At 46.5% G+C, this 13,218-nt stretch carries 10 protein-coding genes; 8 read left to right on the top strand and 2 right to left on the bottom strand.

Annotation, left to right across the window (positions count from 1 at the left end):
- Positions 1-105 precede the first annotated feature (105 nt).
- The gene (locus GVN16_RS22070) at positions 106-1,632 is read right to left on the bottom strand and encodes a hypothetical protein (RefSeq protein ID WP_166566126.1); all 1,527 of its coding nucleotides are present in this window, start codon (positions 1,630-1,632) and stop codon (positions 106-108) included.
- Between the two features lie 256 nt (positions 1,633-1,888).
- Between GVN16_RS22070 and rbsK the strand changes: the two genes are divergently transcribed.
- From rbsK to GVN16_RS22030, 8 genes are read left to right on the top strand one after another with little or no spacing between them, the layout of a single operon-like run.
- The gene (gene rbsK, locus GVN16_RS22065; protein ID WP_310587458.1) at positions 1,889-2,788 is read left to right on the top strand and encodes a ribokinase; all 900 of its coding nucleotides are present in this window, start codon (positions 1,889-1,891) and stop codon (positions 2,786-2,788) included.
- 30 nt (positions 2,789-2,818) lie between these two features.
- The gene (locus GVN16_RS22060; protein ID WP_166566125.1) at positions 2,819-3,856 is read left to right on the top strand and encodes a nucleoside hydrolase; all 1,038 of its coding nucleotides are present in this window, start codon (positions 2,819-2,821) and stop codon (positions 3,854-3,856) included.
- 32 nt (positions 3,857-3,888) lie between these two features.
- Positions 3,889-4,893, top strand: a complete 1,005-nt coding sequence (locus GVN16_RS22055; RefSeq protein ID WP_166566124.1) for a GRP family sugar transporter — start codon at positions 3,889-3,891, stop codon at positions 4,891-4,893.
- A gap of 36 nt (positions 4,894-4,929) precedes the next feature.
- The gene (locus GVN16_RS22050; RefSeq protein ID WP_166566123.1) at positions 4,930-7,956 is read left to right on the top strand and encodes a TonB-dependent receptor; all 3,027 of its coding nucleotides are present in this window, start codon (positions 4,930-4,932) and stop codon (positions 7,954-7,956) included.
- Between the two features lie 13 nt (positions 7,957-7,969).
- A complete protein-coding gene (locus GVN16_RS22045) occupies positions 7,970-9,535 on the top strand; it encodes a RagB/SusD family nutrient uptake outer membrane protein (protein WP_166566122.1) in 1,566 nt (521 codons plus the stop codon).
- Positions 9,536-9,587: 52 nt separating this feature from the next.
- Complete coding sequence (locus tag GVN16_RS22040) at positions 9,588-10,634, top strand: hypothetical protein (protein ID WP_229244306.1); 1,047 nt, start codon at positions 9,588-9,590, stop codon at positions 10,632-10,634.
- Positions 10,635-10,637: 3 nt separating this feature from the next.
- Positions 10,638-11,798 (top strand): hypothetical protein, encoded by a 1,161-nt coding sequence (locus GVN16_RS22035; protein WP_229244304.1) that lies wholly within the window; start codon positions 10,638-10,640, stop codon positions 11,796-11,798.
- A 13-nt stretch (positions 11,799-11,811) separates the two neighbouring features.
- Positions 11,812-12,975: a sugar-binding protein gene (locus tag GVN16_RS22030; protein WP_166566121.1), complete on the top strand. Its 1,164-nt coding sequence runs from the start codon at positions 11,812-11,814 to the stop codon at positions 12,973-12,975.
- A gap of 103 nt (positions 12,976-13,078) precedes the next feature.
- On the opposite strand, the gene GVN16_RS26230 is transcribed toward GVN16_RS22030, so the two are convergent.
- Positions 13,079-13,204, bottom strand: coding sequence for a hypothetical protein (locus tag GVN16_RS26230; RefSeq protein ID WP_255490331.1), 126 nt, complete (start codon positions 13,202-13,204; stop codon positions 13,079-13,081).
- Positions 13,205-13,218 lie beyond the last annotated feature (14 nt).

Below are 13,218 nucleotides of genomic sequence, written 5' to 3'. Positions count from 1 at the left end.
AGATATTAAAAATATTGAATGTGAGACCCAGGTATCTGTCGATTTCGTTTTTAAACAGGTATGTTTTCTGTCCTCTTTTGACTATTCCGATTGCTTTAAGGCGGACTATGAAATTCGGATTTCTCTGAACCTGCCCTTCAACACCTCCGATAAAGGAATTCTGCAGATCTGTGATTCTATCCAGGCGGTGAAGTCGAAAGACTTTAGGAGCTGGTTTTCAAAGATGTCTCCCCTGATTTCTGTCAATTCCGGTTCGGTTTTCTTCCAGGTTTTTTCCCGTTCCCTGGGCAGGCTTATTCTTTTTTCCTTGCCCAGGAAACTCAGCATCATCCTTTCTGAACGATAGGCTTTTTCTACTTTGGATATCTCTCTTCTGATGGACCGGCTTTCAAACTGAATTACGTCATAATTACCTAATTCATAATGGATAATAAGGTTGACAAGCCGGATGGTCCGGTAAAGCGGGAGCATGTAAATCTTATTTCCACGGATGATTTCATTCAGCAGGGTCTTCTGGGCTGCCCTGAAATTTTTGAACCCGATGTGGGTAATGGAAATATTGAGCGAGATTTCAGCCCTGAGTGTCAGGCTGAGGCTGTCCATTTTGGAGAGCAGCGTGTCTTTATGTTGATCAATCAGTTTCCTGGAAGATATAAAGTCCCCGGTATCGATAAAAGGGTACAATTCGTACAGAAAAATAAGGGCCGCCACCTGGTTCTGGAACCCTTCTGTAGATGGCTGTATTTTTCTCAGGCGGTCAATGAAATAGGGCATTTCGTCATAACTCTTTATGCTTCTCAGGTTGTCAAGGATGCCTTCCAATACCGATACATAATAAAACGGCTGCGATGCCCAGTACATCTGGTCGCTTTCAAACAGCGTATTGAGTTCTTTAAACGACTGCAGTGCTGATTTGTAATCACCTACCCCGATCAGGTAATTGGACTGGAAAAGCAGGTGCTGTTTCTTGATCTCAAAACTGTCCCTGTGCGAAGAGGTAATGCTCATTTCACTGATTACCAGGTCATTTAAAGCGTTTTTCTGTTGCTGCGAACGGATGTTTCCTTTATAAATGATCCTGTGCTTCAGCAGTTCATAGAGAGACGAGTGTTCATTTATTTTCCGGATATTCTTCAGGATTTCGTTGACCTGGAAATGTTTGTTAAGCAAGGCAGTCTCTGAAATATCCGGCAGATTCAGGAACAGCAAATATTCCAGTTCGAGACGTGAAGCATAAAGCAGGGCAATGTGATTTTCATGTTTGACCGCTTTCTTTTTGATCAGCTCGAGGTTTTGAAAAGCTTCTTCATACAGCGATTTTTCAAACAATATCCGGGTCTTCAGGATCTGGTTAAACAGCGAATAGTGACTGTCCTGGTTTTCACGCAGGCTCAGAAGTGTGTCAAGCAGCAATTTGTAGAGATATGAAACCGTCACGTTAAAATTGGCGTCGCTGCGTTTTTTTTCAAAGGCGGTTTTCAGGTCCTGTGAAGAAACGGAACCTGATTTTTCAATAAGATCGTACAAGACCCCATAGTCGGTTTCCTTTTCCTTTCTGTTCGATCTGAATTTCTTTTTTTCCGGTTTTGTAAGCGAATTTATCAACAAAACCAGGGCATCTGCTTGTATCATAAGTCTTCCTGAATTCCTTTTGTCAGGCTAAAGTACGATTTATAGTACTTTTTTGTTTATTTTTTGCACTCTGAAATTCATTTTAAATTATTTTATTGTGTATTGTATCTTATTTTAATTTATTGATAATAAGTGTATTAGTTTAATATAATGTCATTTTGTAATTATTATTTTATCTTATTTATTGTCAATTTGCTATTTCTCCCTGCTTTAAGTTTGCTAAAAATTTAATACTAATTATCAATTTAATACAATTGTGAAGAAAATAGTTGTAATAGGAAGTTCTAACACGGATATGGTGATCAAGGCAGACAGGTTGCCGGTTCCAGGAGAAACGATCATCGGCCACCAGTTTATGATGAATCCGGGAGGTAAAGGGGCAAATCAGGCAGTAGCCGTGGCCCGGATGGGGGGAAAGGTTTCTTTTATTACCAAAACAGGCAATGATCTTTTCGGCAGACAATCCATCGAATTATATAAGTCTGAAGACATTGGCACAGAGCATGTTTTTTCTGATTCGGACCATCCCTCGGGAGTGGCCTTGATTTCGGTGGATGCCAATGGTGAAAACTGTATTCTCGTGGCTCCCGGAGCCAATGCTTACCTTACCGTAAAGGACATTGAGAAGTCAAGAGAAGAAATTGAGAAGGCAGATATCCTGCTGATGCAACTGGAAATACCGATGGAAACCGTAGAATATGCCGCTGAAATTGCCGCTTTAAACCAGGTAAAAGTGGTGCTGAATCCGGCACCTGCCCAGACCCTCCCGAATGAACTGCTGAAACGCCTGTATGTCATCACCCCCAATAAAAACGAGGCCGAAATCCTTTCGGGAGTGAGGGTGACAGACTGGGAGTCAGCCAGGAAAGCGGCCGACAGAATCAGCGAAAAGGGCGTGGAGGTAGTGGTGATCACCCTGGGCTCACTGGGAGCTCTCATCAAAGACGGCAATCAATACCATGAAGTGGAAGCCGAGAGCGTAGCGGCGATGGATACCACGGCGGCAGGTGATACTTTCTGCGGTACCCTGTGTGTGGGTCTGTCAGAAGGCCGGGATATTGTTGAGGCGGTTAAACTGGCCTGCAAGGCTTCGGCCATTACCGTGACCAGGATGGGGGCACAGGCCGCCATACCTTATCGACGCGAAATAGTATAAAATCTGATTCAACCTTAATTATTAATACGTATGAAAAATTCTATCATTTTTGTTACACTGCTGTTGTTTTTGGGAGGTAGTCAGGTGTTTGGCCAGAAGGGCAGCACCCGCACCGGACAGGTACCGACCATTATTTTCGAGACTGATATCGGGAATGATGTGGATGACGCCCTGGCCCTGGATATGATCTATAAATACCTGGATGCCGGTAAAATAAAGCTTCTGGCAGTATCATCCAATAAACAAAGCCGGTATTCCACGGAATATGTACACCTGATGAATCACTGGTACGGTTATCCGAAAGTTCCTGTCGCTAAAGTCGTAAACGGGATTGACAGCGAAAACGACGCCCGGAAATATGCGGAGCATGTCAGCCTGATGAAGGACGATAAAGGGAAAGAGTTGTTTAAAAGACCGAAGTTTAATTATGAGGCCGTTCCTGAAGCCGTCGCTTTATACCGCCGGATTTTGTCGAAACAGCCGGACAACTCGGTGACCATCGTTTCTGTGGGTTTTTCTACCAACATTTTCAGACTTTTGCAGTCGCCTCCTGATAAATACTCCAAACTGAGTGGAAAAGAGCTCATCGCTAAAAAAGTAAAGATGCTTTCCATGATGGCCGGGAGTTTCGGCGAGAAGAGGCTGGCCGAATACAACGTCGTCAAGGACATCCCGGCAGCCCAGCTGATTGTCAACGAATGGCCTACGCCCATTGTTTTTACTCCTTTTGAGGCCGGAATAGCCGTGAAATATCCCGCAAAAAGTATAGAGAACGATTTTAAGTGGACGCAGCACCATCCGGTGGTGGAAGCCTACAAATATTACCTCGACATGCCCTACGACCGCCCGACCTGGGACCTGATCGCGTTGCTGTATGTGGTCGAAAACTCTCCGGAATATTTCACGATAAGTCCCTGGGGGCAGATTCGCGTAGACGACAAAGGCTTCACTTCCTTTACTTCCGATGGAAAAGGCAGGCAGGCGTACCTGGAACTCGACAGCAAGCAAGCCGACACCGTGAAAGAGAGGTTCGTCGAACTGATTACGGCAAAGCCCGGGAAACGATAATCCTATTTACTAACCATTAAAATCAGAGTGTTATGTTTACAGTCAACAGTTATTCACTGGCCGTTTTGTTCTGCATTATCACGATGCTTTGCTGGGGTTCATGGGGCAACACCCAGAAGCTGGCCGGGAAGTCGTGGCGATATGAGCTATTCTACTGGGATTATGTGATCGGCATTTTGCTGTTTTCGCTTATCTCCGCTTTTACCTTAGGAAGTTTCGGTGAAACAGGCCGCAGTTTTATCCCTGATCTGCAGCAGGCAGAGTGGGACAACATAAAGAGTGCTTTCCTGGGAGGGGTGATTTTCAATGCCGCCAATATTCTCCTGGCAGCGGCCATTTCTATAGCCGGGCTTTCGGTGGCTTTTCCGGTAGGTATCGGCCTTGCCCTGGTTCTGGGTGTTATCATCAACTACATGGGTTCGGAAAAAGGAAATCCGACGCTCCTGTTTGGGGGTGTTGCCCTCATCACCCTGGCCATTATATTGAACGCCATTGCTTACAGCAAACAGGCAAAACAGGCCAGCAAAGTGTCATCAAAAGGACTTTTACTCTCGTTAGGAGCCGGCTTTCTGATGTCATTTTTCTATCGCTTTGTGGCTGCTTCGATGGACCTGGACAATTTTGTGGATCCGGCAGCAGGTAAAATGACGCCCTATACGGCGATGTTTATTTTTGCAACAGGCATTTTCGTCAGCAACTTCATTTTTAATACCCTGGTGATGAAACGCCCTTTCGAAGGATTACCTGTCAGCTACGGCGAGTATTTCAAAGGAGGTTTCAGCATTCACCTGGTGGGTGTTTTTGGGGGATTGATCTGGGGGCTTGGCAATGCTTTTAACCTTATTGCTGCCGGTAAGGCCGGAGCTGCCGTTTCCTACGGTTTAGGGCAGGGGGCTACACTGGTTTCGGCTTTCTGGGGGGTATTTATCTGGAAGGAATTCAAGGATGCTCCCAAAGATACAGGCCGTTATCTTTTCCTGATGTTCGTACTTTTTATCATCGGCATAGGGCTGATCATCGCCGCTGGATCTAACTGACTTTATGATTATGAATTAACCTTAAATTAAAAATATATGAAAAACGGGTTGTTTTTTTTAGAGAAAACAAGGTGGAGGAACCTTGTGCTTATGTTATGCGTCTTCGGATGTTCGCTTACCGTTCTGGCACAGCGAAAAGTGAGCGGTACTGTAACAGATATGCAGGGTGAACCCATCGTAGGGGCCAGTGTACACGAAAAAGGTACGGCTAATGCAGCAGCCACAGACCTGGAAGGGAAGTTCACCCTGAATGTGGCTTCAGGGGCTGTTTTAGGGGTGTCGTATATAGGATATGTTATGCAGGAAGTGACGGTTGGAAACCAGACCAGTCTGGTGATCAGGCTGGAGCAGGACAACAAGACACTGGATGAAGTAGTGGTGATCGGTTATGGTACGGTGAAGAAAAAAGACCTTACCGGAGCTGTTTCGGTGATTAAATCCGAGACCTTGCGTGATCGTAATTCGCAGGATATCATAGGGGCTATGCAGGGACTTACTTCCGGCGTGAAGGTCACTTCAAGCGGTTTGCCGGGTCAGCAGGCGTCGATCGTTATCCGTGGTTTGGGTAGCCTTACCAATAACTCACCCCTGTTTGTCGTAGACGGGATGATCGGCGGGGAAGCCCACCTTAACCCTGCAGATGTGGAATCCATCCAGATTCTGAAAGACGCGTCGTCAGCTGCGATCTACGGTTCTAGGGCGGCCAATGGTGTGGTCATTATCACGACAAAAAATGGAAAGGAAGGGCCGATGAAGGTGCAACTGGATGCAAATTTCACCACCACCAGGTTGCCGCAATATGACCTTATGGATGCAGAAACCTGGAAAAGATATGATGATATGGCCTACGACGAGGCCATTAAAAGAGGTGTGGCCGGCGTGGTAAGAAGACAAAACCACTATGACGCCAACACAGACTGGCAAAAGGAAATGCTGAGCACCGGAATCCTGCAGAATTATAATTTGTCGTTTTCAGGAGGTTCCAAATCAGGAAAGTATTTTGTGTCGCTGAACCGCCTCGAAGATAAAGGAGCACTTTATAACACCGGCTATGACAGATACGGATTCCGTGTCAATACAAGCGGACAAAAAGGTATTTTTTCGTACGGTGAGAATATTTCTTACACGAAAACCAACCGGAAAAACCTGAACGGGAACCCGTGGGCAGATTTTATTGCCATTTCTCCTACTATTCCTGTAAAAGATCCGGCCAATCCCGGAGGATACGGGTATGGAAACCCGGACAGGGCCAACAATTACGGACGAAACCTGGTGGCCATGCAGGATCTGCTTTCTCAGAAAAATCCTGAAAATATCCTCAAAGCCAATATTTTCGGCCAGGTGTCATTGTTCAATGCCTTGTTTGCAAAGCTTAACTTTGCTTATACCAATTATTCGGGTGTGACCAACACACTCAGGAAGTCAGGTAACTGGACGATGGGGCAGGGCAGTGATGCCGCCAGCATCGGGGTTCAGAATTACAGAAGTGATGATGTGTTGATTGAGCAAACGCTTAATTACAAGAAGACCATCAGTAAACATGACATAGACCTTATAGGTGGTGTCACCTATAATACTTTCAACGGAGAATCGGGTTGGGCTACAAAGCTGAATCCACTGGTGGTGGGAGATAAATACATTACTTCCCTGGATGCTGCCACGGGCAATACCACCGCGGGTGGAGGATACCAGAAAGCCGCTATCCTGTCTTACCTGGGGCGTATCAATTATGCCTATGCCGACAAGTACCTGCTGCAGGTTACTACGCGTAGAGACGGTACTTCCCGCCTGCCTTCAGACACCCGGTGGGGTACCTTTACTTCCTTCTCACTGGGTTGGAGGATCAGCGGCGAAGAATTTTTTGATGTGCCTTTTATCAACGACCTGAAACTGAGGGCCAACCAGGGTACACTCGGTAACAGCAGCATCGGCTACTGGGACTACCAGGCGGTGATCAACACGGCTCCGCGTGCTGTTTTCGGTTCACCGGAACATAAGGTTATCGGTATGACCCAGTCTCAGCTGACCAACACCGACCTGGTCTGGGAAAGAAAAACCACGACCAACATTGGGCTTGATGCGGCCATGCTTAATAACCGTTTGACCTTTACCGCAGAATATTTCCGTTCAAAAAGCAAGGACCTGCTCGTTTATCTGCCCATCCTGATGTCTTCGGGCAATGAAGGCGGCAACCCGGCGGTGAATGCGGGAAGCCTATCCAACACCGGGATTGAAATAGAAACAGGCTGGAAGGACAGGGTCGGGAAGGACTTTTCTTACTCGGCTTCACTGAACCTCTCTAGGATAAGAAACAAGGTGCTGGACCTGGGCTACGGACGTGTGGAATATTATGAATTCCTGTCGAAAGCACAGATCGGCCAGCCGCTGGGAGCATTTTACCTGTACAAAACCCTGGGAGTCTTCCAATCGGAGGAAGAAGTCAAAGCCCATGTCAATTCGAAGGGGAAAGTTATTCAGCCCAATGCTTTGCCTGGGGATCTCAAATATGACGATTACAACGGTGACGGTATCATTTCTTCAGAAGACAGGCAGCTGGTGGGCAGCCCGTGGCCTAAATTCGAAATGGGTGTTTCACTGGGTGCTGCCTACAAAGGTTTTGACCTGAGTATGAACGGCTACGGACGTTTTGGTCAGGATGTCTGGAACGGGGCTGCGGCTGCCGCCGGTGATTTTGCCAACAATCAGAATAATTTCAACGGCATTGTACCCTGGACAGCCGCTAATCCTGTGAATGACCGTCCGAGGGTGGTGTTCGGAGATACCCGCAACAGCCGCGGAGATCAGAGCAGGTGGCTGGAGAAAGGCTCGTTTTTCAGGTTCAGCCAGGTGGCACTGGGTTATACACTGCCGGCGGGTATTTCTCAGAAAGCCGGGATGGAGCGGATCCGTGCAGGCGTTACGCTGCAAAACCTGATCACCATCACGAAATACTCCGGACTGGATCCTGAATTCAGGGACTCGGGCATCTTTACCATGGGGGCTGACAATACCTCTTTTCCCAATCCGCGTTCTGTGATGTTTTCTTTATCATTGGCATTCTAAATTTAATCAGATCATGAAAAAATACATTTATTTTTTGACTTGCGTATTCTCCCTGACCTTTGCTTCGTGTGATGAGTCTGTGCTGGATATCAACAATGAGAATACGATTTCTACCGGGAACTTCTGGAAAACGGAAGCGGATATTGAAAGTGGCGTGGTATCGGTATACAACATGTTTTACAGGCAAGGCACCTGGACCCGTAATATCTATACTCAAATGCATGGGATGGCTGATGACGGCGTCAGCCTGGCAGGATGGACGGAGCTGAATGAGTATTCGAAGTTTATTTATACCAACTATAACTTCGGAGAGGTAAATACCAAAATCTGGAAGGAGCATTATGTGGCCATTTTCAGGGCCAACCAGGTGCTGGATAATGTTGACAAGGTGACATTTACAAGCGAAAGCCGTAAAGCAGACCTGGTAGGGCAGACCAAGTTCCTGAGGTCTTTTTACTACTTCTATCTGACGGCCCTGTGGGATAACCTTCCGTTCGTATTAAAAACATCTTCGGCCTCTGACATGCCCGCACAAAAAACGCCGGACGAGATATTCACGCAGCTGGAAGAAGACCTGAAAGACGCCGTGGCCAAACTCCCGGCCACAAGGACGGCGGCCGACCAGGGACGTGCCACCAAGGGGGCGGCTTATGCCCTGCTGGCCAAAGTGTATATGCAGCATCACAAGTGGGAGGAGGCGATCAAGTGTTTTGAATGGCTGGTGGACGGTGAAGGCAAAAACTATTATGACCTGATGCCTGATTATGGTGATAATTTCAGGAATACGACTGAAAACAACAAAGAGTCGCTTTTCGAAATCCAGTTTTCCCTGATCAACAACGTAGGTTTTGACCAGACGGATAATTACCGTGACCCTAATGCCCAGATGGGCTCGCAGATAGAAATGAACCAGGCCCCGGCAGGGATAGGCTGGAACAACGTGGAGGCCCGCCGCTGGCTGGTGGATTACTACAAACGGGAAAAAACAGTGGAGGGAAAAAACGACATCCGTCTTTTCTACAGTGTCTGGTACAATGACTCGGCTAAGGATTTTCCGGAAAGGGCTGATAGTCTGATTTACGGAAACAAATGGAGAGCAGAGTGGGGCAACAGGGTATTTATTAAGAAATACAGTACCCCCGCCAATCCTCTTTTTTACTGGAACGATAATAACTTCAGGTCTTTGCGGTACTCAGACATGCTGTTGCTTTATGCCGAAGCATTGAATGAAGTAAGCGGCCCTACTGCCAAAGCGATTGGGTATCTGAACCGCGTAAGGCAAAGGGCAAAATTGCCAGCTCTGGAGAGCAGTTCTTATTATAACGGAGCCCAGATTGCCAGCAATAAAAACACATTCAGAGACCACCTGAAAATCGAAAGAGGGTTGGAGCTGAGCCTGGAATGTGTCCGCTGGATTGACCTGAAACGCTGGGGTTTAAATGACCAGGCTTCAATAGATCAGCTGAAAGTCCGCGACAGCGACTTCAATAATTTTATAGTAGGGAAGTCACACAGCATGCCGATCCCGCAGAGTGAGGTGGATAATAATCCTAACCTTAAGCAAAATCCAAATTATTAAGAAAAACTGCCCGTACCGCATGAGGTACGGGCAGTTTAAATATCACGGAACTATGAAAAAAAACGGATTATACGGTATTTTGATCACGGGGGCTTTGTCTTTACTGATGTATTCTTTTACCGGTAAAGGAGAGGATAAAGGTCCCGTTATCCCTGAAGTTAACTATGAGTTCAGTGGAGGGGCTGGTTTTTACAATTATGCTCCGAGTGTGATACAGGATGAGTACGGTATCAGGTACGCCTTTGTTTGTCAGAACCTGGAGCCCTTCAAAATTGTAGATTATATTTACCTCTACAAAGGTATTCCTACAAAAAACGGTTACAAATGGCAGCCGGGAACAAGGATACTGAATCCTTCAGACAGCGGCTGGGACATCAACCATATTTGTGACCCCGACGTGCGGAAATTTAAGACGACTTATAACGGCCAGACTTATGACTACATCATGACCTACCTGGGCACCGACCAGTGGGATAATCACCACAACCAGATAGGGCTGGCCATCTCGAAAAACATAGAAGGGCCGTACATCAAATTTGACAGGAATCCCATCGTCGGTTCAGAAGACAAGAACACCTGGGGAGTAGGGCAGAGTACCTCCATTGTTTTAAATGACTCCACGGTCCGGCTTTTTTATTCCAACTCCAAAGGAGGTTTTACTTACCGGGATGTGGTCCTGAACAATCTGAACAACATCAAATTCGGAGAAGAAAAAAAGATTACCGGTATGGGAAGTAACAATTACCCGGCATTTTCGAAGAAGAATGTGTACATGGTTTCGGAACGAAGAATAAACATGGACAAGCAGATTCCGACCTGGGTGGGCAATGTGTCAGAGCTTACCTGTCTTCCGTTGGGCAGGGACCTGAGTACTCCCGGAGACCAGTGGATAAAAATAGGAACGGTGACGCCTGCAGAGTCCAGGTTTCCGAGAAATCATAATCCGGGCATTTTAACCGATGAAAGAGGTTATGTGTTTAATGACGATGAACTCGTGATGTATTTTACCCCGGCCATGACAGGTTCAAACTGGCTCTGGTCATACGATATGTATTCGGCCACATTTGATCTCAGGAAGTTCTTTAAATCATCAAAATAAGATATGTTCAGGATTCTCATTGTATTGTTGTTATGCTCTATGACAGGCTTTACGCAGGAAAAGAAGAAACCGGTAGTCGTCATTACAGATTGTTATCATCCTTACCAGGATCCCGGAGACAACCTGGACCTGATGCAGGGTTTTGCCCTGCCGGATGTGAACCTGCTGGGGGTAATTCTGGACATCACAGATGCCTTCCGCAAAGATACGGCCGATCATCCTACCTTGTGGAAAGACCCGAGAGGGCCGAGGGAAGCCGGCATTATCCCCGTGGAACAGCTGAATTACATCTTTAACCGGAAGGTGCCTTACGCCGTCGGGCCTATGAGCCTGATGAAAAGCGAAACTGATAAAATGACAGATGCCCCTGAATACGGGCAGGAGGGTATCAGGCTGTTTCTTAGTCTGCTGGAAAAAAGCAAGGAGCCTGTGGAAGTACTGTCATTCGGAAGTGCCAGGGTGCTGGCGGTGGCTTTTAACAGGAACCCTGAGCTGCTGAAAAGGAAAGTAAGCCGCATTTTCCTTAGCGGAGGCACTGCCAGTAAAAATCATGAGCTGGGTGCTGACAAAGGGGCTAATATGATTCCGGGAGGAGAATGGAATGTAGCCCTGGATGTGTATGCATTTACCCGGATTTTACGATCCGGTTTGCCGGTCGCCCTGTATCCCTGTGCCGGTAAAGACGGCGGGTTTGTAAAGGATGTCAACAGCAGCTATTACAAACTTCATGATATGTCGTTTCTCAGGGACATGGACCCGAAACTTCAACGCTACCTGGCTTATGCTTTTGATAAAAAACTGCAGCATGATTTTCTGAAAGCAATGGAGGTTGGAAACACTTATGCAGAGGGTAAAAAGTTATCGTTTGAAGAATTCCACGTATGGGAATCTGCCATCTGGCTGAATGCGACAGGAAGGGAAATAGTAAAGCAACCACAAGGCGGATATATATTGAAAAGAAAGAAACAGCTTACCGCTTCTGACTTGATTGTTGAAAGCAGGTTAAGGCCTTGCAAGTTGACAGAAATAAGGGATGACGGCCGTTTCCAGTTCGAATACAGTCAAAATTCCAATATCAGCATCTATTTCCGCCCGGATGTGGAGGAAAATGAAAGAGCTTTGAACGCCGTTATTCCTGAATTATATAAATCATTTAAGCCATAAGAATCCATTCAGAATGATAAAAAATAAATATAGTGTATTTTGTAAGTGTTTGATTATCATGGTATTGTTATTGTCCTGCGGAAAAGAAAGCGGGGGAGCGAATGAAATCATCACCCCGGATCCTCCCGGACAGACGAGGTATGATTTTGTGAATAAGAAAGAAATTTTCGGCTTTTATAACCAGAGCCGTTATTCCTATTGCCCGAGCGTGGTCAAGGAGACTGACGGCACCGTACACCTGTTTTTTTGCGGAAACCCGGAGCAACTGATCATGGTAGATAACATCTATCATGTGAAAATCAGGCCGGACGGCACACAAACAACGGCTAAGAGCATCGTTCAGCCGGGAGCATCCGGCAGCTGGGACGATCACCACATCTGCGACCCTTCGGTGATAGGCGGAGCGTTTAAAATGAACGGGACGAGCTACCAATATGCCATGTTCTATCTCACCAACCGATACGGGGTTTATTATAATGAGATCGGCGTGGCATTCAGCAACAGCCTGGAAGCCGACAACTGGGTGAAATATCCCAAACAACTGATCGGTAAGCCGTGGAACCACGAAGGAGATGAACTGCTGTCAGGCGGAGGGAAATCCTGGGGTGTGGGACAGCCTTCAGCCGTGTCTTTAAACAGGAAAGGAGAGGTACTGTTAACTTACACCATCGGTGATATCAACGGAACAAGGATTGAATATGCTCAACTGGACCTTAGTAACCTGGACACATACAGTCCCGTAAAATCCGCAAGAATGGCAGAATCAGGCCTTGTCAATATGAGTTACACCGGAAATGATTATACCTGTAATTCGGACTTTGCCATCGATCAGCAAAACAACAGGATTGTGATGGTGAGGCCCGTTCAGCCGCATCCCGTCACTTATCCAGCTTATCTGAATGAGAGCCTTGAAGTGAATAATATGCCCCTGGATGCGTTTCTGAAATCTTCCGGGAAGTGGGAGTCTGTGATCAGGATCGCTCCTTACATGACCGGATATCCGCGAAACCATAATGCCGGAATAGAGCGGAACGTTTACGGAGAAATTGAAAAATGGAATGAACCGGTTATTTATTATACCGTCAGTAAAGCCGCTCCCGATGTCAGTCCAGCCGGGACCTCACACGCAGAATGGACCTATCATATCTGGAAGGGAGAAGTCGTAAAAACAAAATAACGCCGTTGTCAGGAAGAAAAACGTAGGGTTGTCGTAAGAGACAATAAACACAAGATACCGGTGAGTTGCCTCACCGGTATTTATTTTTTTAAAAATCGGATGCTTAAGCAGGAATGCCTTTTCTTTCAACCGGCTGCCCGGCTTTTCCGTAAGCAGGACACTGTTGCTTGCGGCATGAGGCAAACACGAAAGAGGCGAGAAATAATGCAATGATAAGCTTTGCTTTCATATTGAATTACAGGA

Origin of the sequence: Emticicia sp. CRIBPO (genome assembly GCF_009905725.1) — a bacterium.
Taxonomy (GTDB): Bacteria; Bacteroidota; Bacteroidia; order Cytophagales; family Spirosomataceae; genus Leadbetterella.
Note: the sequence above shows the minus strand (reverse complement) of the source record. Positions and strands in the feature narration are given on the sequence as shown.

Bases quoted from the DNA above. Each gene is read 5' to 3' on its own strand.
- GVN16_RS22035 (WP_229244304.1), top strand. From the start codon at position 10,638: ATGTTCAGGATTCTCATTGTATTGTTGTTATGCTCTATGACAGGCTTT.
- GVN16_RS22040 (WP_229244306.1), top strand. From the start codon at position 9,588: ATGAAAAAAAACGGATTATACGGTATTTTGATCACGGGGGCTTTGTCT.
- GVN16_RS22030 (WP_166566121.1), top strand. From the start codon at position 11,812: ATGATAAAAAATAAATATAGTGTATTTTGTAAGTGTTTGATTATCATG.
- GVN16_RS26230 (WP_255490331.1), bottom strand. From the start codon at position 13,204: ATGAAAGCAAAGCTTATCATTGCATTATTTCTCGCCTCTTTCGTGTTT.
- GVN16_RS22045 (WP_166566122.1), top strand. From the start codon at position 7,970: ATGAAAAAATACATTTATTTTTTGACTTGCGTATTCTCCCTGACCTTT.
- GVN16_RS22060 (WP_166566125.1), top strand. From the start codon at position 2,819: ATGAAAAATTCTATCATTTTTGTTACACTGCTGTTGTTTTTGGGAGGT.
- GVN16_RS22050 (WP_166566123.1), top strand. From the start codon at position 4,930: ATGAAAAACGGGTTGTTTTTTTTAGAGAAAACAAGGTGGAGGAACCTT.
- GVN16_RS22055 (WP_166566124.1), top strand. From the start codon at position 3,889: ATGTTTACAGTCAACAGTTATTCACTGGCCGTTTTGTTCTGCATTATC.
- GVN16_RS22070 (WP_166566126.1), bottom strand. From the start codon at position 1,632: ATGATACAAGCAGATGCCCTGGTTTTGTTGATAAATTCGCTTACAAAA.